Source organism: Nocardia albiluteola (assembly GCF_018860155.1).
Classification (GTDB): domain Bacteria; phylum Actinomycetota; class Actinomycetes; order Mycobacteriales; family Mycobacteriaceae; genus Nocardia; species Nocardia albiluteola.
This window is the reverse complement of record NZ_JAHKNI010000001.1, coordinates 1,117,155-1,137,959: the sequence shown is the minus strand read 5'-3', so window position 1 is coordinate 1,137,959 and position 20,805 is coordinate 1,117,155. Positions and strand designations below refer to the sequence as shown.

Genomic DNA, 20,805 nt, shown 5'->3' with positions numbered 1-20,805 from the left:
CTAACCATTCAGCTGCGCCTTCCAATCCCGGTGCCGCAGGCCGAGTTCGGTGGCCGGCGGGTCGCCGTACAGCCATTCACACGCGATCCGGTACCAGTTCGCCGTCGCCCGCAGTTGTCCGAGTGTGGCGCAGGTCCAGAAGTCGGCGCGGCGGGAGATCAGGTGCTCCGGCGGAAGACTCTGGTGCCGCATCCCCGAGAATTGATTCCGCCGCGGGTCGACCACGGTGAGGAAGCCGCCGCAGGCCAGGTCCGGGGTGATCGGCACGTCCCCGTCGACCATGCTCCATTCCGTGGCGGCCAAGGCGAAATCGAAACACTCGGATACGGTCACGCCGGATCGGTCGCCGATGACACCGCGTCCCACCATGAGCCGATACAGGTCCTCGGGCCGATCCTCGGCAATGGCGCGCAGACACGCGGCCTCCAGCGCGACGTGCTCGGCGCTCATGTGCTTGTAGAGCCCGAAATCGACGAACACCACCCGGCCGTCCGGGCCCAGCAGCACATTACCGGGATGCGGGTCGCCGCAGAACTCGTTGAATTCGAACTGCGTACCCACATAGAACCGGTAGATGATCTCGCCGATCCGGTTGCGTTCGGCGGCCGGCAGGGCCCGCATGGCGTCGAATCCGATTCCCGGCATGTACTCGCTGACCAGGACACGGCGGCTGCTGTGTTCCGGAAATACCTGGGGCACAGCGATAAAGGGATGACCCGCATATCTGCTGGCCACGCGCTGCTGGCTGCGGGCCTCGATCGTGTAGTCGATTTCGTTTTCGAAGTTGTCGCGCATTTCGTCGAACACCGAAACCGTGAAGGCCGGCAACATCGGCCGCAGCAGCGGTCGCAGTGGCGCCAGGTTCCGCAGATCCGCGCGTACCGACGCGTCGATCCCCGGATACTGCACCTTCACCGCGACCTCGACGCCGTCCTCGAGCCTGGCCCGGTACACCTGGCCGATCGAGGCGGCGGCGATCGGCTGCGGGTCGAACTCGGCGAAAAGCGTCTCCAGCGGCGCTCCGAAATCTTCCTCGATCACCTGACGCATCCCATCGAACGGCACCGGGGGAGCGCTGTCGAACAGCACCGCGAGCCGACGCTGAAACGTCTCGCGATGGCGCGGCGGAACCAGATCCAGGTCGAACAGCGACAGCAGCTGGCCCAATTTCATTGCCAGGCCCTTCATCTCGCCCAGCACCTGAACCATCTGCTCGGCCAGCTGCCAGACGGACTCGTCGGCGAGGCGTTCCCGGACCTGCTCGGATCGGCCGAGCATCGATAGCTTCGTGCGCTGCCTGCGAACGACATAACCCCCGCCGAGCGCCGTCAGCTTCGACGCTCGAACCAGTCCCGACTTCGACACGGGGTTGTCCATACCGATTCCTCCGCTGGGTACCTCATGACCGCCTCGTGAACGGTAGGCGCAGACACCCATCCAGCACTACCGGCCGCCCGCACCCGGCCGTGAAACCGCCGATCGCAGCGCCGCCGCACTTTTCCGGTCCGGAAATCTCGTCCCTGTGGCCTGGGTATTCGGTCGGCCGCCGGTTCGCTCGCCGCGCAGGTCAGGAAAACAGGAATTGTGCTGTGAGCAGGGGTGTTGGCGGTACCTACCGCGAGAGCCCATGGCCGGGCGGGGCGCCGCGTTCCTACCGTGAGAATCGCTCGACCGCACCGGGTCGCCGGCGTGGATCAGTCATCACGAAAACTGGAGTAAGTCATGGGAATTGCCACCAGCATCATCGAACTCGTCACTGCCTGTATCGAACTCGGCTTCAAGGCCGCCGTTGGAGTACTCGATCTGGCGAATGCCGGGAGCTCCATCCTGGAGCACATCCTGCCCAAGTAGATCCGGCGCGGGCCGACGCCGGGTGACGTCGGCCCCCTCCGCACGCGCAGCGCCGGAATCTCGGCTGCACGCTGAATATTCCTCTTCTGCAACATATTTCAATCCACACGATCGGTTCGTGACGCCACGACACGCACCCCCGCCACTTGCTCATCATGCTAACCTCCGGTACATGGCTGACACAGGGGGAAGTCCTGAGATCTCTGCGATTCCGGACGACGTCGCGGCACTCGGCAAGTACGCATCCGACCTGGCCGAAACATTGCGGTCGGCACTGACTGGCGCGGGACGCGAGGTAGAGGCATTGACTTCGAGCGGATGGACCGGAACTGCTTCTGCCAGTTTTGCTTCCGGCTGGGCCGAGTGCCAGGACGGGGGATCCACGATCATCGATGCCCTGAGCACGATGGCCTCCTCCCTCGGCGTCACCGCCGACTCGTATCGGAGCCACGACAATCAGTTCGCCGCCGAGATTTCCAGCCTGGACCTGCCATGAGCAGCGGATACACTGTCGACCTCGAGCAGCTCGACAACATCGTCACGCGGTTGTCCAGCCTGGTCGGGTTCATCACCGAGCATCTGGATACTCTCGATCAGAAGGCAGCTTCCGTGCATGCTGGTTCCTGGTCTGGAGCGGCCGCGGCTGCTCACGAGATCGCCCATCGCGAATGGTCTACGGCAGCGCGTGAATTTGTCCAGGGTGTCGATGACATGACCACAGCGGCGCGCAGCGCCCACACCAGCTACACCGCCGCGGTCGACTCGAATACCCGCATGATGAGCCGCAGGTAGCCGACATGGTGAATGTATCGCCTCAAGTATATTACGACGCCGCAAAGAAACTTAGAGGCATCCACACAGCCGCTCAGCTGGTATTCTCTCCATTATTGGTCACTTTGATCAACAGCCGAAACATGGCCGGCAATTACGACAAGGTCCGGACTTGGTCGTCGGGATACGACGATAACTCCACTGATCTATTGGACACCTTCACAACGTACGTCAATGCCATGGCAAATTTCGCCGACATCCTGGACGTTGCAGGACACAACTGGGCGTATTCGAACTGGCTGGCCGACATAAATCCAAACAAAGGGGGACCACCGGACAAACCAACCCCATCGGGCCTTCAATACGGCGACGATACCCCGTTTCCATCCTCTGCCTTCGGCGGGAATGCCGTAGGATTGGACACAAAGATACCAGGCCTGCTGGACAAGATAGGATTTGCACTGCCCAACGGCGATACCACCCTTCTGGACGGCGCCGCATCCGCTTGGGAAAAGTTCTCCGGTCACGAGGCTATCACCGGGGCTTCGGGCGAAATCAAATCCATCATGGCCACATTCACAGCCGCTGACGCTAGCTCGCCAGATTTAGAAGATGTAGAGACGCATCTAACGACCCTAAGTAAGGGGGCGGATGCGATAGCGGGCGCATCAAAGGCCTTGGCAGGTCCGGTCAGAGCCCATCAGCAGGCACTGACTTCATTTCGATCCGATCTGAATGATCACGTCGACTCGTTGATGAAGGACCTTTTCTGGATCGCGTTGGGAACAGCAGCAGCAGTTGGATTGACCGAGCTACTGACTGTCGGCGTCGCGACGCTGGGACCAGTCGAAGCAGAAGCCGCAGGAGGGACAGCGGCAGGTGTCACCGCTGTTGGTGAGTCTGCCGAGACGATCGCCAATCTCTGGCGGGTCTGTCGACTGTTGCAGGTGATCGAGATCGGCATTGGTATCGGAGCAGCCGCATCTCAGTTCCAGCCACTGGACATCCAGAAGGATCTGGACGACATCGCATCGCTGGTCGCGGTTTCAGTAGCCGGCGCGATGGTGTCTGTGATGGCGAAGGGCGGGAAGCAGCGAGTCGCCGACAGCGGTATCGAGCAGGAGATGAATGACATGATCAAGAGCGGTGCGGCCGCCAGCGCATGTGAGGCACTCGCTCAACTGTGGGATACGGCAGGTAGCGATGGCAAGCGTCGCCAGCGAATCAAGAAGACTCAGAAGCAATACGGCTGTCGCCACTCGAGTGGTGGCGGCGGTAAATGATCGGGAGAGAGGAGCGATGCAGATGGATCCAGATAGTCGAGTTCAAGCACTCATCGAGATGATCAAAGCCGGGGACGATTCCGCGCTGCCCGAAGTTCTGCGCTCGGTCACCTCCGAGGACCCCGTCGTTCGAAGCGAAGCGGCCCGAGCGGCCGGATATCTTGGCGTGAACCATATTTTCGAGGTCGGCCCAGTGTTGTTGGAATTGCTTGCGGACGCAGACGAGATGGTGCGCAACGAAGCCGTGGAGTCACTGGGCCTGGTGAAGTATGCCCCGGCATCCAGCAAACTTGTGAGAATAATTTTAGAAGATTCCTCTTGGTTGGTGCGCGCCTCCGCTGCGGAGGCTCTCGGTTCCTACCCTGGTCATGAATCCGTACAAACGCTCGAGCGAGTGATAGGCAACGATGACGAGTACGATGAAGTGCGGGCGTACGCAGCTAATACCCTCGGCAGATATGGCGATGCGGAAGTGCTGCCCGCGTTGAACTCCATGATTTCGGATATCACTGACGACCCAATGCTCACTTCGGCCTTGAGGTTGGCAGCATACCGTCTGGGTGGACAGGAACATTTGAGCTGGGTACTGGAATATCTGGTACGAGCGGACCAGGCGGAGACAGCCAGACTCTTGAACGATCTGAGTGAATTAGCGCATGCCCCGACACCACCGACTCTCGATTCCGACGCCGCACGTATCCGATCGGCCCTGACAACCGCCGCCGAACGCTGGCCGCTCTATAATCGGCAGATCTCGGGGATGCTGAACGATTTCTCGTAATCCCGGTTCAGCACATCCACCACGTCACCTTGCCGGTCGTGTCCTCCGCGTCCGGACGCAGGCAGCTGTAACCACCAATTCGATTGTCGCTGAAGCGAATTCCCGAATGTAGTTTGCTGTCAACGCAATACAGCCCGGTCGGATCCATGCGGCACCGCAGACCCGCCACCTCGATCTGGTGCCTGTACTCGAGTACCGGTCCCTGACCGAATTTCTGGAAGTCGCTGGGGTAGCCGTGATGGCCCACCTGCGTGTCCACCTCGTTGCCCGTGTAGTAGACGTACGGTGTCGACGAGGTATCCGAGGTGCTGGTGAGCCTCGTCTGACACGTCAGGTACGGCACGGAGGGCTTGCCCGGCGAGACGGTGAGTTCGGCGAAGCAGGAGAGGTTCGTGCTCGGACTAGTGAAGGCGTGCAGGCCAGGCAATACCTTCGTGCCCGTGCACCTGCTGGTCGCGAAGCCGTACGGGGTCGCGTCGGTGGGCCCGCCTTCGGCGATCCAGGCGGAGAGTGAATTCGACGAGCCGCTCGGCGCGGGAGGCCCGGCGGGGGCCACCGATGAGTTTCGGCGGCGGAGGGAGTCTCCTCGAGAGAGGCAACCGCAAAGGAGTCCCCATGCCGCTTGATGTCGAACGTTCACCCGAGCACATGGTCACCGTAGGTGAGGTCGAGCTGTGCGTAACCACCTTCGGTGACCGGCAGCAACCACCTGTACTGCTGCCGAGCACGTCGAGACTGTTCTGGGAGGACGAGTTCTGCGACCGGCTCGCCGGCGCGGGCCGGTTCGTCCTGCGCTACGACATCCGCGACACCGGCCGATCGACGACCTACCCGACCGGCTCCCCCGGTTACAGCCTGCGCGACCTGGTTTCGGACCTCATCGGACTGCTCGATGCCTTCGAACTTCCGAGAGCCCACCTGGTGGGTTTCTCGGTAGCCGGATGGATCTGCCAACTCGCCGCCCTCGACCACCGCGACCGGGTATCGGCCCTGACCCTGATCAACACCCGCCCCACGCCTCCCGGCCCGCCGGACCCGGATCTGCCCGAACACTCGGACCGGGTCACGAATTTCATCCGCACAGTGCCCCGCCCGGACTGGTCCGACCGAGCTGCGGTGATCGACTACGGAATTGAACAGGCCCGAATGCTTTCGGGTACAAACGGATTCGATGAACAGGAGGCAAGGCGGCGGGCGACTCGGACGGTCGACCGCACGACCGACATCGCATCCAGCATCCTCAACCTCGGGTATGCCGATGCGGGCGACCACTGGCGGGAGCGGCTGCGCGAGCTCACCGCACCGACCCTCGTGGCTCACGGAACCGATGATCCGTTCTTTCCGTACGCCAACGGAGAGGCCTTGGCACGGGAGATCCCCGGCGCCACCCTGCTCCCGCTGCACGGCATCGGCCACGAACTTCCGGGGAGCACCTGGGATCCGCTGCTCACCGCCATGCTGGAACTCCCGGAAATCCGTGAGTAATGACCACGGTGCTTCGGGTTACTCGGACAGGAGCGCGGCCAGTTGTGATGCGGTCTCCAGACTGACCATGTGCGGCGCCTCGCCGATCACATGGAATTGCGCGCCGGGGATGTCGTCGGCCACGGTGCGCATCAGCTCGGGCGGGTAGGCGAGATCCCTGCCGCCCGCGGTCACCCTGGTCGGGACGGTGATGTCGGCAAGTTTGGGCCGGGTCTCGAGGCCGGTCGGCGCACGCGAGGACGCCGCCCACTGCTCGAGGCGGTTGCGGACGACCAGGTCCCGCGCATACCGCACGCACCAGGGATTCTCGGCGAGCGCCGAGGGCGTGAACCAGCGGGTGCGGGTGGGCGCGAGTTGCGCTGGGAGACCGTCGTTTTCGGCCGCCCGCGCGCGATCCTCGAACGCCGGGTTGGGATCTGCCGCCGCGGCGATCAGGTCGAGCCGGGTCAGTCGCCCAGATAGCGGGAGTGACATCTCGGTTGCGCACTCCTCAATCAACGAAACCAGTTCCATCCGTTGGGAATACGGCATATGCTGCTAAGTGGAAGTTCGATGAAAGGACTCTTGTGAAGTACGCACTGGGTAGCTGTGTGGCTGCGGCGGCCATCTTCGCCGGCGGCGTGGCGATGGGCGGCATGGCCTCGGCTGCGGCCGGCATTCCACTGGAGCCCGCACCGAGCATGAACCAGCAGCCGGCCCAAACTGGGCAGCCGATCGTCTTTTCGCCTTTGACCGGATCGGCCGAGTGCTTGCTCGGTATTGCTCCCTGGACCGATCCCTATTGCGCGAGGATAGGTTAAGCGGTCTCCCTGGCGAGGCCGCCGCGGCGCATGGGCGTACCGCACGATGTCCTGCTGTTGGTCGCCCTGTTCGTCGAGAATCTCTTGGATCATGGGTGTGGCGATGACCGTTGACGATCGAGGCGTTACCTGATGCGCGCAGCAGCGCGTTCACTGTGCAGTCCATCCGCCGTCGACGGCTACGAGCGAGCCGGTGATGAAGCTCGCTGCGTCGGAGCACAGGAATGCGACGGTCTCCGCGACCTCCTCGGGTCGCCCGATCCGGCCGAGTGGATGCGCCTACCCGAAGGAGGCGAGCATCTCGCGGCCGTTGTCGACCACGCCCTCTCATGATGTCGGTGTCGATCACGCCGGGCAGCACGGCGTTGGAGCGAATTCCCTTGGGGCCGCCTTCGATCGCCAGTACTCGGGTGATCTGCGCCCGCGCGGCCTTGGACGCGGCATAGGCGGTCTGGGTGGCGAAAGCGACGACGGAGGAGACCGATGCGACCGAGACGATCGCGCCGCCGTTGCCGGACTCGAGCCGACCGAACCGTTCGATGGCCGATTCCATTGTGGCGCGCGCGAATTCCGCATCGGAGACGTCGCCGACGAGCGCGGCCACGTGGTCCGGGTCGCCGGCCTCGAGTTCCCGCACGGCCGTGCGGAGATCGGTGACGATCAGTCGTGCGCACGAAAAGGGCCGTCGCGGCGTTGTTCCACGCGAGGAGATTGGTGTGGTGGCCGACGATGTAGGCGGGCACGTGGTCCATCGCGTCGAGTAGGGCGCGCAGTCCCGGTCGCAAGACGATCGCTCGGCAGCGAGCCCCACGGCCATCGGCACCGTTCCCTCAGGGGCGCTGTCGTAGGCACGCCCCAACGGGCGCCGTGGAGGTAACGGGCGACCATCTGCTCGGCGCGAATCCCCGTGACAGCGGCCTCCGGGGCGGTGGCGGCGTTCGTCGACGTGACGCTGGCGAATCCGATGAACGCCCCGGCAGCAATCCCTGCGGCCGTCGAAGCAGGATCGGCTCGCCGAGCGGGACCATCGAGGCGGCGCGCTGGGCCCCGCCGGGCACGGGGAGCTGACCGGCACACAATTCGCAGTACCGAGCCCGCCCGAATGATTACGCAACAAAACGTTGCACATCCTCGCGACCCATGGCAGAGTAATACGCAACAAATGGTTGCTTATTGGAGGTCTGAGATGGAGTTCGGAAAGCTGGAACGCGAGATTCGCATCGAGGCGGCGCCGGAGATCGTGTTCGATGTGGTGAGTAGTCCCGAACACATCAAGATGTGGTGGCCGGACGACGCGTCGTTCGAACCAGTGCCCGGTGGGGTCGGTGAGCTGGTGTGGGGTGATCGCGCGGAGGTCGCCTCCATTGCGGTCGTCGACGTGGATCCGCCCCGCAGGTTCTCGTTCAGGTGGGTCGCGCCCGATGGCCAGCGGCCCGCGGCGGGCAACTCCCTGCTGGTCGCCTTCGAGCTCGAGGCCTCGGGCGAGGGCACGATTCTGCGACTGACCGAGACCGGCTGGCGGGAGAAGGGTTGGGAGGCCGCGGTATTGGAGGAAGCCTTCCACGATCACGAACGCGGCTGGGACCTGTTCCTGCCCCGGCTGCGGAGCTACGCCCCCACCGTGGTGGCGCGATGATCGACGAGGACCAGCTCTGGTCCGCGATCGGCGACCCGATCCGGCGCCGCCTGCTCGACCAGCTGCTCACGGAGGGTTCCGGCACACCCACCAGCCTGAGCGAACGTCTCCCGATCACCCGCCAGGCCGTCACCAAGCACCTCGGCGTCCTGGATCGTGCCGGGCTCGTGCATGCGACGCCCATGGGCCGCGAACGGCGCTACGAGGTCGACCAGGCCCAGCTGTCGCGCGCGATCCGGCAGCTGAAAGCTGTTGGGGCAGCGTGGGATTTGCGCCTGAACCGCATCAAGCACATCGCGGAGGAGATCCAGCGTCAGCAGCGCGATCGACCGAAGCATCAATGAATAAGAGTGCGGTGCAACAAGACTTGCACATCAATCGCATAAAGACATCGCGGATCGAATTCCCGTCGGCACCGCCACAAAGTTCCGGCATCAATGAGTCGGTTGGAGCATACCGAGACCCGTACCTGAACCGCATCGAGCAGGTCGTCCATGAGATTTGCCGGACATCGCGACCGACCTCGACCAATGAATGAACTTACGGTGCATCGGTACTCGTACCTGAACCCATCCAACACATCGCGGATCAGGCTCCACTGATCTCGCCCATCAATGAAACGGAGTCCGACATGAGCGGATTGATGCTCGAGGGTAAGAACGCCGTAATCTACGGCGGCGGTGGCGCTATCGGCGGCGCCGTTGCGCGGGTATTCGCCCGGGAAGGGGCCCGGGTCTTTCTAGCCGGACGGACGCGGGCGAAACTCGTTGCGGTGGCGCGTGATATCGCCGACGACGGGGGAACGGCCGAGATCGCAGAGGTCGATGTGCTCGATCAACGGGCGGTCGACGAGCATGCCGACGCGGTGGCGGCGAGCGCGGGCGGCATCGATATCGCCCTCAACGCAGTGAGTTTCATGCACGACCAGGGGACGATGCTGGCGGATCTCTCGCTGGAGGAGTTCATGCGACCGATCGACGAATTCCTGCGCGCGCAGTTCATCACGAGCAAGGCCGTGGCGCGACACATGGGACCGGGTGTCATCGTGACGCTCTCCGAGCCGGGCGCGAAATTTGCGGCGGGCGGCATCCTCGGGCACGGCGTGAGTGCGGCGGGTAAGGAGGCGTTTTCGCGATTACTGGCCGCTGAGCTGGCGCCCCGAAACATCCGGGTCGTCGGCATCCGTCCACATGCCGTGATCGATGCACCCGCCGCCGGCTCCTACACCGGGGAGCTCTTCGAACAGTTCGCGGCGGCGGCAGGGCAGTCGGTCCCGGAATTCCTCGAGGACGGCGGGATGGTGCAGGGAACGCTGCTGAAAAGACTGCCCACGCTGTCCGAAGTGGCGGAGACGGCCGCATTCCTGGCCTCGGACCGGGCCGGGGCCATCACGGGCACCATCGTCAATCTGTCCGCCGGCGCCCTGGTCGACTGAGCTATCTCGGCGCGACGCGAGCGTGAGCGCGGCGCGGCCATCAGCGCGGCGCGGCCGCCAACGCAGCCCAGGCGCCAACGCAGTCCAGCCGTCAGCGCGGCCCGGGCGTCAGCGCTTGCATAGGTTCGAAGACAGTGACCAGCACGATCAGGTCCCCGTAGGGTGCGGCCCCGCTCGACAGGCGGTGCGCCATCTTGGCCAGGGAGGTCTGCCAGCGGTATTTCGCCTCGAACGCCGCATGGACGGGCGGCAGCAGGGTGCCGCCGGTAACCACCTGGGCACGGCCCTGCCGCTGCTGCGAGCCGAGGGCAGGATTGCCGCGCCAATCACCGGGCTGGACGAGCACGCGGCCGTCGCGGGCCAGCTGATCGGCCTCGGTGCCGTACGACGACACCCGGAACGCGAGCTGATTCTGCCCGACCGGAACCACCAGACGCGGCGCCGTGACCAGCTCCTGTGGCCCGGTAATGCGGGTGACCACCACCGTTTTCGCACGCTGCCAGATATTCGACGCGTCCGGATGGGCGGGAACCCTGGGCGAGAGCGAGCCCGGATCCGGCTGGGCACGCCGCAGATAGTTGGCTGGAATATCCCCCAGGGTCCCTGGCATTGGTTTCGATCCTTCCGGCCGCTCGCATCACTCACCCGCCCGAGCACCCTTGATCGAACTCCACCCTCGATAGTCCATACATCGTAACGACATGGCAACGCCGCTGGTCAGCCGGGTCCATTGCGGCACAAACATGGGGCCCATCACAGTGACTCGGATCACTGTGCGCCGCACGGTTCATCGAATGCGGGACACAGCATCGACGCCGGCTCCGACCAAGTCCGGCACGGTGGCCCACGATTCGGCGCGGTTTGCGACATGGTGTCGGCGACGGAATGGTGCCTGCTGCCGGATCCGAACGGCTCGACCGAGCTCCCGGTGCTCTAGCGCAGCGATCCCGGTGCCCTAGCCCCCACCGCAGTCGCGCCGAGCGCTCGCAGCCTCGGTAATGATGCGGACGACGATCCGGTCACGGTGCACCCAGCACGCACGAGTCACGCCACGGCCGCCCGCGATCGTCGGCGTAGCGCAGCATGTCGTTGCCGAGGAAGACGCGATGGGCATATGAGCCGACATGATCCCCTGGAGCGAGGGAAGTCGCGTCGGCCCAATCACCGACCTCAGATATGGAAGTCCACGTTCCCAGATCGATGTGCGTCGGCCTCGGGCTCCGGCCCACTCTCGGCCCCCAGCACGGGCAGCAACGCGTCACGCACAACGGGCGGCGGCTCGGATTGCCCTCCGGCAGCGACGGATTCGGACCGAACAACCAGACTCGGCGTCTCCGCCCAAGTCACCGGCGGCTCAGGCTCGGCCGACTCCCCCACATCGGCCTCCTCGTCCTCCTCCACCCATTCCCCCTCATCCTCATCCGACTCGTCCCAGTCATCCTCATCCCCCCACTCCCCCTCGTCGGACGACTCGGACCATGCGCCACCAGCCGATTCCACCTCATTCAGATCCGGCGACTCGGACCAAGCCAACGGCATCGACTCGGACCGCCCCTCGAGATCCGGCGCCTCCGACCAAGCCAACGGCGCCGCCTCCGACCGCCCATCCACATCCGGCGCCTCCGACCAAGCCAACGGCGCCCGCTCCCGAGACCACCCCTCCCCAGCCAACTCCGACCGCACCGCATCGGACCGAACCCCGGCAGCAGATTCGGACCCGCCCACCGCCTCCAGCGGCCCGGTCCACACGGCATCGGATTCGTCGCGCATGGCCGAATCCGCCGAATCCGACCACGCGGCAGCGGATTCAGCACCCGGACGCGAATCCGCCGGCTCCGACCATTCCCCCGCATCGGTCCACTCACCTACGTCGCGCGACGCGAACGACCCACCACCAGCGGACTTGGTCCGGCCGCGCGCATCCGACGACTCGTCCCACTCTCCCTCATCCGCCCACTCGTCCACACCCGGCGACTCGGACCACGCAACAGGAGATTCGTTGCGCGGGAAGGAATCCGACGACTCAGACCACCCGACAGCAGTTTGGGCACCCCGAGGCGATTCCACCGACTCCGGTCGTAACTCGGACGCCAACGAATCCGACCCCACAACCGAATCCAGCGACTCGGACCACACAACGGGAGAATCGGCGCGCCGGACCGAATTCGACGACTCAGACCACGCGACAGCAGTTTCGGCACGCCGAGGCGATTCCACCGACTCCGGTCGTAACTCGGACGCCAACGAATCCGACCCCACAACCGAATCCAGCGACTCGGACCACGCAAGGGGAGATTCGGCGCGCCGGACCGAATCCAGTGGCCCCGACCGCATTTCGGCAGGCGAGTAATCCGATCGCGCAACCGATGCCAAAGGCCCGGAGTGTGCGGCCGATTCGGGTCGCGCGACCGGTTCCGCCTCCGACCATGCGAGCGGTGCGGGCGGCTCGGACTGGAGAGGCGGGACGGCGGGCTCGGGCCGGGTGTGCGGGCCGGATGGTTCGGAGCGTAGGGCGTGGGCCGCGGGTGGGGGCTGCATGATCGGGCTTTGCACGCCCAGGGATCCGGCGATGAAGCGGCCGTCCCGGTCGTCGTAGGCGCGGGTGGTGACGGACAGTTGCAGCAGATACTGGCCGGTGGGGGTGCCTGCCATCAGGTAGCGGGTGGATACCCAAAGGCTCAGTTCGCCAAAGGTGTACGTGCCCGAGATGGCGGCCGAGGGGAAACCGTCGCAGTCCTCGGTCTTCGTGCGGCGCTCCTGCCAGTCGGGCAGGCGCCGCGAATCGGTGAACGCGCACCGCATGACGGCCGCGGGATCGACCGGCCGCGACATCCGCCAGACCATCACCACGGCATTGTCGACCCACCCGGCCTCCTGCGGCGGTGCGTCCTCCTCCGGGGGCAGCGCCCACGCGCCGAACGCCGCCGGCAGGACCTCCCGGATCACCTCGTGCCAGTCGTACGGAATGTCAAGTGACACAACAGGTGCCCCCGGATGCTCGGGATACACCACCTGCGCCGCCACCCCGACGGCACTCAAAAACTCTCCCACAGTAGGCAAAGCCAGTTCTTGGGCAGCTGTCATCGCGCCGAATCCCCTCCTCCTCGTGCGCATCCGACGGTACCGTATGCTCAGGTGCGGTGCCCATCCCCGGCCAGACCTGGCCCCCACCTGCACTTTTCGCCTCGACAGCCCATTTCCGGCCCGATCGACGGCGCGCGGGCGTCGCGAGCGGCTCGCCATCCACGACCAGCTCCCCGCCGGCTCGGCCTCGGCGTCATCACACTCCGCGGTTGCGTGCACGTCGACCGTGCCCGACCGGGAACCTAAGACCAACCCCAGCCAGCTACCCTCAGGTCCGCGCCTTCTCCGTCGACAGCAACGTCGTGACCACCCCGAATACCGCCCCGGCAAAGCCGAAGAACGCGGTCGCGGAGGTTGCGTCGTGGGCGGTGTCCGACCAGAACCCCATGCCCGCGAGCACGGCGAACAGGCCGACCGAGATCATCGCCCGTCCCCAGTAGAACCGGGCGGGACCGACGGACTGCAGTGTGGCGGCAGCGGTTTGGGCCTGCTTATCGGCCTGCTCCGGGGACGGCGGGGTGGTCTTCAGGGCGGTCGCGATCGCACCGGTGAGCCGGGGATCGTTGGAACCGAGCATCTGCATGAGCCGGGCGGCCTCGGCGGCGGCATCGGCCGGCGCCGGATCCAGCAGCGCCTGCCGCATCACGGTCTGAATAACATCCTGTGGCACCGCCGCCGGGTGCTCGAAGAACAACCCCATCCCCCTCGCCCTCCACCACGACTTGTATTCAGCCACATCGTAACTGGCGTCGGACGGCCGCGCCGGTACAACGGCCGACCGCTTACCCAACGTTCACTCTGCGGGCACTTCGACCACCGGTGCTGCGCCGCGGTAGTCCTCATTTCGTCCACACGCAGCCCGCTCGCGCGGTCCACGATCCGGCCGCTGGCTATAGACCGAAAACAGTGCCCGGCGCGATCGTGGATGCATGAACTCCCTGGCGCCTGGCGAATTCGATCCCGATACCACCTACCTCAACACCGCGGCGTACGGCTTGCCACCGGCCCGCACGGTGGCGGCGTTCGAGCAGATCCTCCACGACTGGAGGTCGGGGCGGCGAGCGCCGGACAATCACGACGCCGTGGATCAACTCCGCGCGGCCTACGCCCGGCTTCTCCCGGGAGCGTCGAAAGACGATGTCGCGGTGAGCAATACGGTGGGCAGCCTGATCGGCCCGGTCGCCGCGGGACTACCCGCCGGCGTGGAAGTGCTCTTGGCCGAGGGCGATTTCGCCTCGGTGACCAATCCGTTCCGCTATCGCGGCGATCTCGCCGTCCGCATCGTCCCGCTGGAGCGCCTGGCACAGGAGGTGCGGCCCGAAACCGCCCTGGTCGCGGTCGCTCTCGCCCAGTCCGTCGACGGCCGGACCGTCGACGCTGCCGAGCTGCGCGCAGCCACGAAGGCCCACGACGCCCTGCTCCTGCTCGACGTCTCCCAGGCGGCCGGATGGCTGCCGCTGCGTTTCGCCGACGCGGATTTCTGGGTGGGCGCCACCTACAAATGGCTGCTCGGCGCGCGTAGCACCAGCCTGCTGGCGATCAACCCCGAGGCCGCGCACGCCGCCCGCCCCACCGCCCCCGGCTGGTACGCCGCCGCCGATCGCTGGGCGGAAATGTATGCGCCCCAACGCCTTGCCGACACCGCCCGCCGCCACGACAGCACCCCCGACGGCCTGGGCGTCGTCGCGACCCTGATCGGCCTCGACCTGATCGACGAGCTGACCGTCGAGGCCGTCGGCGCCCATGACCTGGCCTTGGCCCAGCGCTTCCGCTCCGGCCTGGCCGATCTGGGAATTCCCGCATTTCCCGGCGATTCCCCCATAGTGACCATCCTCAACGAGGACGACCGAGCGAACCGCCTCGCGCCCGCGGGAGTCATCGCGACCTCCCGAAACGGACTCCTCCGCTTCGCCTTCCACATCTACAACACCGCCGAGGACGTCGACCGCGCCCTGAAAGTCCTCGGCGACAACCGATCCCGCTCAACTCACCGATTGCGGCGGCACAAGCACACCAGAGGATTACCTGTGCCGCCGAAGTCTCAGTTGTAGCCCTCGGTAAACCCGAAGCTGAAGCTGTGCCCCTGCGAGTTGCACGAAACCTCCGCACGGAACCCGCTGACCGTGCACGTCGCCCCGCCGTAGCTGATGCTCGCATCCGGACCGTAGGCCTGCCCCGGCGCGGGGGCCGGCGGTACGAGCTGGCGACTACCGGCCTGGCCGTGCGTGCCGATCGGGCCGATGGCCGGATGCGCGGGCAGGAACCCCAGATCAATCCCGATATTGGAGACCTGGAAACCGGCCCAATTCTCGGTCTGGGCCAGGTCGCAACCGACCCAGCCATTCGACTGCATGGCGCAATTCCCCAGGTTGGGGGCGGTGAAATACACGGTGTTGCCGACCAGATATCCGGACGGATCCACCGGCACCGCGGTCGCATTCGCAACGCCGGTACCGGCAATCGCGATCGCACCGGTGGCCAGGATCGTCCCGGCGATCGCGGCCCCGATCCGGGACAGCCGCCCGCCCGGAATTCCGCGTCGAATCGTCGTCTGCTGCTTGCTCATAAAGCTCCCTTTCTTCTTCGCCCAAGTCGGCATGCCAAAGCAGAACCGATCCCCACCCCCAACAGAGAGGAATGTCCTGTTCGTGATGATCTGTCCAGGTCGACGCGGTGCGCGACGACCACAACCAGGATTCGCCGAGTATTGAGGCTTTGTTACAGCAGACGGTACAACGCGAATCGAGCCCGCACTCAGCCGAGTTGGATGGAGCGCTTCGCCAGGCCGTACCAGAAACCCTCGATGGGGGTGCGGCGCGAATTCAGGTCGGACTCACCGGCACCCAGGGTCACGAACAACGGCGCGAAGTGTTCGATGCGGGGGTGGGCGCGCTGCGCGGCGGGTGCGGCGTGCCGGAAGTTCAGCAGGGCGTCGATATCCCCCGCGGCCAGGGTTTCCCGGCCCCAGTCGTCGAATTCCCTGGACCACGACGGCGCCTCGTCCGCGGCGGCGCCGGGCGTCATCTCGCGCAGGTTGTGCGTGAAAAACCCGCTGCCGATGAGCAATACGCCCTCCTCGCGCAGCGGCGCGAGGCGACGGCCCAGCTCGAACAGGCCCACCGGATCCAGGGTCGGCATCGACAGCTGCAGCACCGGGATGTCGGCGTCCGGGAACATCTCGACCAGCGGCACGTAGGCGCCGTGATCGAGCCCGCGCTCCGGCGCCTCGTGCACCGAATCACCCAGCAGGGCACGCACTTTCGCCGCCAGCTCAGGAGCGCCCGGGGCGGGATATCGCACGGTGTAATAGTGATCCGGGAATCCCCAGAAGTCGTAGACCAGCGGCACGGTCGTGGTGGCGCCGAGCGTCACCGGTGCGTCCTCCCAGTGCGCGGACACCACGAGAATTGCCTTCGGCCTGGGCAATTCGGCCGACCACGCGGCAAGTTGCCCGGGCCACATCGGATCATCGGCCAGGGGCGGCGCCCCGTGACTCAGATACAGCACCGGCATGCGGGCGGCGGCGGGATTCTCAGTGGTGGACATACGCGCCTCCTAGCCGATCAATCGAATCGTATGCCCCGTGTGCTCGGCCTTGGCACGCAGGTAACGCAGGTTGTTCGGGGTGGCGTGCACTCCGGTCGGCACCGTGGAGCGCACCCGCACACCCAGCGCGCGCAGCTGGCGCGGCTTGTCGGGATTGTTGGTCAGCAGGTCGATCTCGGGCAGGCCCAGCGCGGCGAGCATCTGCGCGGCGGCGGTGTAGTCGCGCCCGTCCTCGGGCAGGCCCAGCGCGGTGTTCGCCTGATAGGTGTCCATGCCCAGGTCCTGCAGTGCATACGCGTCGAGCTTGTTGTACAGCCCGATATCGCGCCCCTCCTGCCGCAGATACAGCAGCACCCCGCCGGTCTCCGCGATCCGCTCCACGGCCTCGCGCAGTTGCGGCCCGCAATCGCAGCGGGCCGAGCCGAACACATCGCCGGTCAGGCATTCCGAATGCAGCCGCACCAGCGGCACCGCGCCGGGTTCGCCCAGCACCAGGGCCAGATGCTCGCGGCCGTCGGCGAGTCCGTCGAAGGTGACCGCCTCGGCGGTGGTCGAGTACCCGTCGCCGAAGGTCAGCGGAATGCGCACGCGGCTGCGCACGGATGCGGCGGCGGTGCCGAGAGTGGATGTCATGGTTGCTCCGGGGTCCGGGGAACTACTTCCGTTCAAATTTGAACAGTGATGCCCGTATCGATATTCCCGGGTGCGCGACGGCGGTAACCTGGGACGATGGGTGGTCCACGCTGGCTGAACGAGCAGGAGACGCGCGCGTGGCTGGCCTTCCTCACCGCCGCCGGCCTGCTCAACCGCCGCCTGGACCAGCAGCTCGAACGCGATGCGGGCCTGTCCCACCTGCAGTACGAGATCCTGGTCCGGCTCGCCGCCGAACCCGAGGGCGAACTGCGGATGAGCGAGCTCGCCGCCGCCCTGCTCAACTCCAAGAGCAAACTCACCTACCAGATCGACCGGCTCGAGCACGCCGGACTCGTCCGCCGCCGCTCCTGCTCCACCGATATGCGCGCGGTCTTCGCCGTGCTGACCGAGGCCGGGCGCGACATGCTCGAGCGCGCAGCTCCGGGCCACGTCGCCGCCGTGCGGGACCTGTTCATCGACGTGCTCACCCCCGAGCAGCTCACCGCGATCGCCGACGGCCTGGACAACGTGAACCGCAGGCTGCGCGGCCAGTGTTGAATGTCTCCCGCACCCGACGCCGGCCCCGGCGCGCGGTTACGATGCGACGGCCATGGATTCTCCCGCAGATGCCCGTGTCTGGATCGATAAGCAGACCCCCGAGGCATTCCACGCCCTGAGCGCCCTCACTCCCGCGATAAGCCATGCCGCCGAGGCGGCGGGTCTGGATCGCTCGCTGATAGAGCTCGTCAACGTGCGGGTCTCGCAGCTCAACGGGTGCCCGTTCTGCCTGAACCTGCACACCCGCGCCGCGGTCACCGCCGGTGTCACCCAGCAGCAACTCGACGTGCTGCCGGCCTGGCGGCGCACCGATCTGTTCACGCCACTGGAACGGGCCGCACTGGGGCTGGCCGAGCTCACCACCGAGCTACCGGATGAACAAACGCTCGAGCGTGGGTATGCTATTGCGCGGCAACAAATGTCGGACGACCAGGTTTCCGTCGTCATCTGGGCCGCGACGACCATCGGTGCATTCAATCGCGTGTCGATCATGAGCAGGCACCCGGTGCGCGCGCGGAAGGAGAGTTGAATGGGCCAGGGCATGACCAACAGCGGTGAGCAGGCGAAACACGCCTCCGTCATCCGGAACGACGCGCAGTTGCGCTACGAGATCTGGTACGACGACAAGCTCGCCGGATTCGCGGAATACCGCGAGCGCGAGGAGGATACGGTCTTCATCCACACCGAGGTCGACACCGAGTACGCGGGCATGGGACTGGGAAACACCCTGGCGCAGGGGGCCGTCGAGGACACGATCGCCCGCGAGCGCACTGTCGTGCCGCGCTGCCCGTTCATCAAGGGCTGGCTGGACAAGCACCCGCAGTACGACGACCACGTGGTGGGCAAGGGGATTCAGCGCTGACCGGAAGCGGATTCGCTCGTCATCGACTGAACCCCGATGACCCGCAGCAGATCCAGCTTCTCCTGCGCGTCGCTGCCCGGCCGCGGATAGTAGACCAGCAGATTCTGGGTGGCGTTGGGCGTGACGAGGGTTTCACAGACCAGGTCGACGATGCCGACCTGGTCGTGGATCACCCGCTTGGAATCCGCGATCCGCACCGCCACTTCGTGTTCGGACCACAGTTGCTCGAATTCGCTACTGGCGGCTCGTAATTGCGTGATCAGCTCGGTCACGTCCGGATCCCCGGCCCGGCGCGCGGCGGTGGCACGTAGATCCGCAACGTGCCTGCGCAGCAGGCCATCCCATTCCTCCGGCGGAAATTTCCTCGGCTGGTCCGACTCGACCAGCCACCGCCACAACAGGTATCGCCGCATGCCGGTGTAGCCGGTTTGCTCACCGTTGAGAAAGATGTGCATCCGGTTCTGCGCCAGGATCTCTCCGAGATCGGACACCACGCAGGCGGGGACGTCCTCGAGCTTGGACAGCAGATACAGCAGCCCGGGGCCGACGTGCGAGCCTCCACCCCCGCGCTGCGGCGCGCCGTGCCCGCACAGATGGTAGAGATGATCACGCTCGTCGTCGGTCAGCCGCAGCGCACGGGCCAGCGCGGCCAGCACCTGGACCGAGGGCCGCGGGCCCCGCGACTGCTCAAGCCGCGTGTAGTAATCCGTGGATATTCCCGCCAGCAGGGACACCTCGTCGCGGCGCAGGCCGGGGGTGCGCCGCCGTAACCCGGGCAGCAGGCCCACGTCCGCGGGTTGCAGCTGCTCGCGGCGGCGGCGCAGGAAATCGGCTAGTTGGTCGCGGTCCATCCCTCGATTTTCCTCGCCGGCGGTCGGCGCAGCCAGGGATCCGCAATCCCCCGATAAACCATCTCTGCCGTGCGCCCGGGACCGGGAGCAGGATTCTCGGTATGACAAGCATCGAGAAAGTTCAGCTCGGATCCACCGGCCCCCAGGTCGGACGCATCGGACTCGGCGGTATGAGCATGTCGGGCTCCTACGGCGCGGCCGACGAGAAGGAATCGATCGCCACCATCCACGCCGCGCTCGACGCGGGCGTCAACCTCATCGACACCGGCGACTTCTACGGCATGGGCCACAACGAGATGCTGATCGGGCGCGCCCTGGCCGACCGCAAGCGCGAGGACTATCTGCTCAGCGTGAAGTTCGGGGCCCTGCGCGGACCGGGCAACCAGTGGGGCGGCGTCGACAGCCGTCCCGAGGCGGTGCGCAACTTCCTCGCGTACTCCCTGCAACGTCTCGGCGTCGATCACATCGACATCTACCGGCCCGCGCGGCAGGACCCGAACGTGCCCATCGAGGACACCGTCGGGGCGATCGCGGAAATGGTGCAGGCCGGATACGTGCGGCACATCGGCCTGTCCGAGGTCGGCGCGGACACCCTGCGCCGCGCGGCCGCCGTGCACCCGATCGCGGACCTGCAGATCGAGTACTCGCTGATCTCCCGCGGCATCGAGGACCGGATCCTGCCCACCGCACGCGAATTGGGCACCGCGATCACCGCGTACGCGGTGCTCTCGCGCGGCCTGCTCAGCGATTCACTGCGCGGCCGAAGGACATTCGCGCCCGACGACTTCCGGGCGTTCAGCCCGCGCTTCCAGGGCGAGAACCTCGAGGCCAACCTGCGGCTGGTCGACGCGCTGGCGCAGATCGGCGACAGGCGCGGGGTGAGCGTGGCGCAGCTGGCCATCGCCTGGGTACTGGCGCAGGGCGCGGACATCGTGCCCGTCATCGGCGCGCGGACCACCGAGCGCGTCTCGGAATCCCTTGGCGCGCTGGATATCACGCTGACCGCCGACGAACTGGCAAGCATCGAGGCCGCCGTGCCGGCCGATCGCGTCGCCGGCGATCGGTACGCCACCGCGCAGATGGCGATGCTCGACAGCGAGCGGTGAACTCCATCCGGCCGCCCTGCGTTCATCTGAATGGGCAGAAGGGTGGCCGGGCCTCGCGGGCCCGGGTATCTTTCAAAAGGCGGACTATCCCGCGGTTTTGGGAGGATGGCACATGGCGATCCG

Annotated in this window: 25 protein-coding genes and 3 pseudogenes; 15 read left to right on the top strand and 13 right to left on the bottom strand. The window is 66.0% G+C overall.

What is annotated here, in order from left to right:
* Window positions 1–1,377, bottom strand: a complete 1,377-nt coding sequence (locus KO481_RS05245; RefSeq protein ID WP_215915706.1) for an ABC1 kinase family protein — start codon at window positions 1,375–1,377, stop codon at window positions 1–3.
* Window positions 1,378–1,722: 345 nt separating this feature from the next.
* Here KO481_RS05245 and KO481_RS43850 point away from each other — a divergent pair, with 345 nt between their 5' ends.
* The 5 genes from KO481_RS43850 (at window position 1,723) to KO481_RS05225 (ending at window position 4,686) form a co-directional block, all read left to right on the top strand.
* Window positions 1,723–1,851, top strand: coding sequence for a hypothetical protein (locus KO481_RS43850; RefSeq protein ID WP_281066002.1), 129 nt, complete (start codon window positions 1,723–1,725; stop codon window positions 1,849–1,851).
* Between the two features lie 172 nt (window positions 1,852–2,023).
* Window positions 2,024–2,347 (top strand): WXG100 family type VII secretion target, encoded by a 324-nt coding sequence (locus KO481_RS05240; protein ID WP_215915705.1) that lies wholly within the window; start codon window positions 2,024–2,026, stop codon window positions 2,345–2,347.
* Window positions 2,344–2,643, top strand: a complete 300-nt coding sequence (locus KO481_RS05235) for a WXG100 family type VII secretion target (RefSeq protein ID WP_215915704.1) — start codon at window positions 2,344–2,346, stop codon at window positions 2,641–2,643. Before KO481_RS05240 ends, KO481_RS05235 begins: the two co-directional genes overlap by 4 nt.
* Before the next feature lie 5 nt (window positions 2,644–2,648).
* Window positions 2,649–3,905, top strand: coding sequence for a polymorphic toxin type 34 domain-containing protein (locus KO481_RS05230; RefSeq protein WP_215915703.1), 1,257 nt, complete (start codon window positions 2,649–2,651; stop codon window positions 3,903–3,905).
* Between the two features lie 22 nt (window positions 3,906–3,927).
* Window positions 3,928–4,686: a HEAT repeat domain-containing protein gene (locus KO481_RS05225; protein ID WP_215915702.1), complete on the top strand. Its 759-nt coding sequence runs from the start codon at window positions 3,928–3,930 to the stop codon at window positions 4,684–4,686.
* Window positions 4,687–4,693: 7 nt separating this feature from the next.
* Here the strand turns inward: KO481_RS05225 and KO481_RS05220 are convergent, their stop codons facing one another.
* Window positions 4,694–5,242, bottom strand: coding sequence for a hypothetical protein (locus KO481_RS05220; RefSeq protein WP_215915701.1), 549 nt, complete (start codon window positions 5,240–5,242; stop codon window positions 4,694–4,696).
* Window positions 5,243–5,301: 59 nt separating this feature from the next.
* On the opposite strand from KO481_RS05220, the gene KO481_RS05215 reads away from it, so the two are divergent.
* Window positions 5,302–6,171, top strand: a complete 870-nt coding sequence (locus tag KO481_RS05215) for an alpha/beta fold hydrolase (protein WP_215915700.1) — start codon at window positions 5,302–5,304, stop codon at window positions 6,169–6,171.
* An 18-nt stretch (window positions 6,172–6,189) separates the two neighbouring features.
* Here KO481_RS05215 and KO481_RS05210 read toward each other — a convergent pair whose 3' ends face one another.
* Window positions 6,190–6,645 (bottom strand): alpha/beta hydrolase, encoded by a 456-nt coding sequence (locus KO481_RS05210; RefSeq protein ID WP_215915699.1) that lies wholly within the window; start codon window positions 6,643–6,645, stop codon window positions 6,190–6,192.
* Between the two features lie 92 nt (window positions 6,646–6,737).
* On the opposite strand from KO481_RS05210, the gene KO481_RS05205 reads away from it, so the two are divergent.
* Window positions 6,738–6,971: a hypothetical protein gene (locus KO481_RS05205; RefSeq protein ID WP_215915993.1), complete on the top strand. Its 234-nt coding sequence runs from the start codon at window positions 6,738–6,740 to the stop codon at window positions 6,969–6,971.
* A gap of 150 nt (window positions 6,972–7,121) precedes the next feature.
* Here the strand turns inward: KO481_RS05205 and KO481_RS44675 are convergent.
* The 3 pseudogenes from KO481_RS44675 to KO481_RS44665 form a co-directional block, all read right to left on the bottom strand.
* A pseudogene (locus KO481_RS44675) lies at window positions 7,122–7,235 on the bottom strand (SDR family oxidoreductase); the annotation flags it as partial.
* Between the two features lie 58 nt (window positions 7,236–7,293).
* A pseudogene (locus tag KO481_RS44670) lies at window positions 7,294–7,524 on the bottom strand (SDR family oxidoreductase); the annotation flags it as partial.
* Between the two features lie 112 nt (window positions 7,525–7,636).
* A pseudogene (locus tag KO481_RS44665) lies at window positions 7,637–7,756 on the bottom strand (MmyB family transcriptional regulator); the annotation flags it as partial.
* Window positions 7,757–8,157: 401 nt separating this feature from the next.
* Here KO481_RS44665 and KO481_RS05190 point away from each other — a divergent pair.
* The 3 genes from KO481_RS05190 to KO481_RS05180 all read left to right on the top strand — a co-directional run bounded on the left by KO481_RS05190 (window position 8,158) and on the right by KO481_RS05180 (window position 10,042).
* Window positions 8,158–8,607 (top strand): SRPBCC domain-containing protein, encoded by a 450-nt coding sequence (locus KO481_RS05190; protein ID WP_215915698.1) that lies wholly within the window; start codon window positions 8,158–8,160, stop codon window positions 8,605–8,607.
* Window positions 8,604–8,951, top strand: a complete 348-nt coding sequence (locus KO481_RS05185) for an ArsR/SmtB family transcription factor (protein WP_215915697.1) — start codon at window positions 8,604–8,606, stop codon at window positions 8,949–8,951. The genes KO481_RS05190 and KO481_RS05185 overlap by 4 nt, the downstream gene beginning before the upstream one ends.
* Window positions 8,952–9,238: 287 nt before the next feature.
* Window positions 9,239–10,042, top strand: coding sequence for an SDR family NAD(P)-dependent oxidoreductase (locus KO481_RS05180; RefSeq protein ID WP_215915696.1), 804 nt, complete (start codon window positions 9,239–9,241; stop codon window positions 10,040–10,042).
* Window positions 10,043–10,133: 91 nt separating this feature from the next.
* On the opposite strand, the gene KO481_RS05175 is transcribed toward KO481_RS05180, so the two are convergent.
* The 3 genes from KO481_RS05175 to KO481_RS05165 all read right to left on the bottom strand — a co-directional run bounded on the left by KO481_RS05175 (window position 10,134) and on the right by KO481_RS05165 (window position 13,826).
* Window positions 10,134–10,652 carry a hypothetical protein gene (locus KO481_RS05175; RefSeq protein WP_215915695.1) on the bottom strand — a complete coding sequence of 173 codons (519 nt, stop codon included), beginning with the start codon at window positions 10,650–10,652 and terminating at the stop codon, window positions 10,134–10,136.
* 560 nt (window positions 10,653–11,212) lie between these two features.
* On the bottom strand, window positions 11,213–13,126 hold the full coding sequence (locus KO481_RS05170; RefSeq protein WP_215915694.1) for an LpqN/LpqT family lipoprotein: 1,914 nt from the start codon (window positions 13,124–13,126) through the stop codon (window positions 11,213–11,215).
* 268 nt (window positions 13,127–13,394) lie between these two features.
* On the bottom strand, window positions 13,395–13,826 hold the full coding sequence (locus KO481_RS05165) for a hypothetical protein (protein WP_215915693.1): 432 nt from the start codon (window positions 13,824–13,826) through the stop codon (window positions 13,395–13,397).
* A 229-nt stretch (window positions 13,827–14,055) separates the two neighbouring features.
* Between KO481_RS05165 and KO481_RS05160 the strand changes: the two genes are divergently transcribed.
* Complete coding sequence (locus tag KO481_RS05160) at window positions 14,056–15,177, top strand: aminotransferase class V-fold PLP-dependent enzyme (RefSeq protein WP_215915692.1); 1,122 nt, start codon at window positions 14,056–14,058, stop codon at window positions 15,175–15,177.
* On the opposite strand, the gene KO481_RS05155 is transcribed toward KO481_RS05160, so the two are convergent.
* The 3 genes from KO481_RS05155 to KO481_RS05145 form a co-directional block, all read right to left on the bottom strand.
* Complete coding sequence (locus tag KO481_RS05155; protein WP_215915691.1) at window positions 15,168–15,692, bottom strand: hypothetical protein; 525 nt, start codon at window positions 15,690–15,692, stop codon at window positions 15,168–15,170. The two genes, KO481_RS05160 and KO481_RS05155, sit on opposite strands and share 10 nt — an antisense overlap.
* Window positions 15,693–15,880: 188 nt before the next feature.
* Window positions 15,881–16,672: a dioxygenase family protein gene (locus tag KO481_RS05150; RefSeq protein WP_245400269.1), complete on the bottom strand. Its 792-nt coding sequence runs from the start codon at window positions 16,670–16,672 to the stop codon at window positions 15,881–15,883.
* Window positions 16,673–16,681: 9 nt separating this feature from the next.
* Window positions 16,682–17,305 carry a GTP cyclohydrolase II gene (locus tag KO481_RS05145; RefSeq protein ID WP_281066000.1) on the bottom strand — a complete coding sequence of 208 codons (624 nt, stop codon included), beginning with the start codon at window positions 17,303–17,305 and terminating at the stop codon, window positions 16,682–16,684.
* Window positions 17,306–17,401: 96 nt separating this feature from the next.
* Between KO481_RS05145 and KO481_RS05140 the strand changes: the two genes are divergently transcribed.
* The 3 genes from KO481_RS05140 to KO481_RS05130 are packed head-to-tail and all read left to right on the top strand — an operon-like array spanning window position 17,402 to window position 18,725.
* The gene (locus tag KO481_RS05140; RefSeq protein WP_215915690.1) at window positions 17,402–17,863 is read left to right on the top strand and encodes a MarR family winged helix-turn-helix transcriptional regulator; all 462 of its coding nucleotides are present in this window, start codon (window positions 17,402–17,404) and stop codon (window positions 17,861–17,863) included.
* A 52-nt stretch (window positions 17,864–17,915) separates the two neighbouring features.
* Window positions 17,916–18,392: a carboxymuconolactone decarboxylase family protein gene (locus KO481_RS05135; RefSeq protein ID WP_215915689.1), complete on the top strand. Its 477-nt coding sequence runs from the start codon at window positions 17,916–17,918 to the stop codon at window positions 18,390–18,392.
* A complete protein-coding gene (locus KO481_RS05130) occupies window positions 18,393–18,725 on the top strand; it encodes a GNAT family N-acetyltransferase (RefSeq protein WP_245400268.1) in 333 nt (110 codons plus the stop codon).
* On the opposite strand, the gene KO481_RS05125 is transcribed toward KO481_RS05130, so the two are convergent.
* Entirely contained in the window at window positions 18,716–19,576 is an 861-nt protein-coding gene (locus tag KO481_RS05125) for a helix-turn-helix transcriptional regulator (RefSeq protein ID WP_215915688.1), read from the bottom strand. The two genes, KO481_RS05130 and KO481_RS05125, sit on opposite strands and share 10 nt — an antisense overlap.
* A gap of 101 nt (window positions 19,577–19,677) precedes the next feature.
* Between KO481_RS05125 and KO481_RS05120 the strand changes: the two genes are divergently transcribed.
* A complete protein-coding gene (locus KO481_RS05120; protein WP_215915687.1) occupies window positions 19,678–20,682 on the top strand; it encodes an aldo/keto reductase in 1,005 nt (334 codons plus the stop codon).
* The last annotated feature ends 123 nt before the right edge of the window (window positions 20,683–20,805 follow it).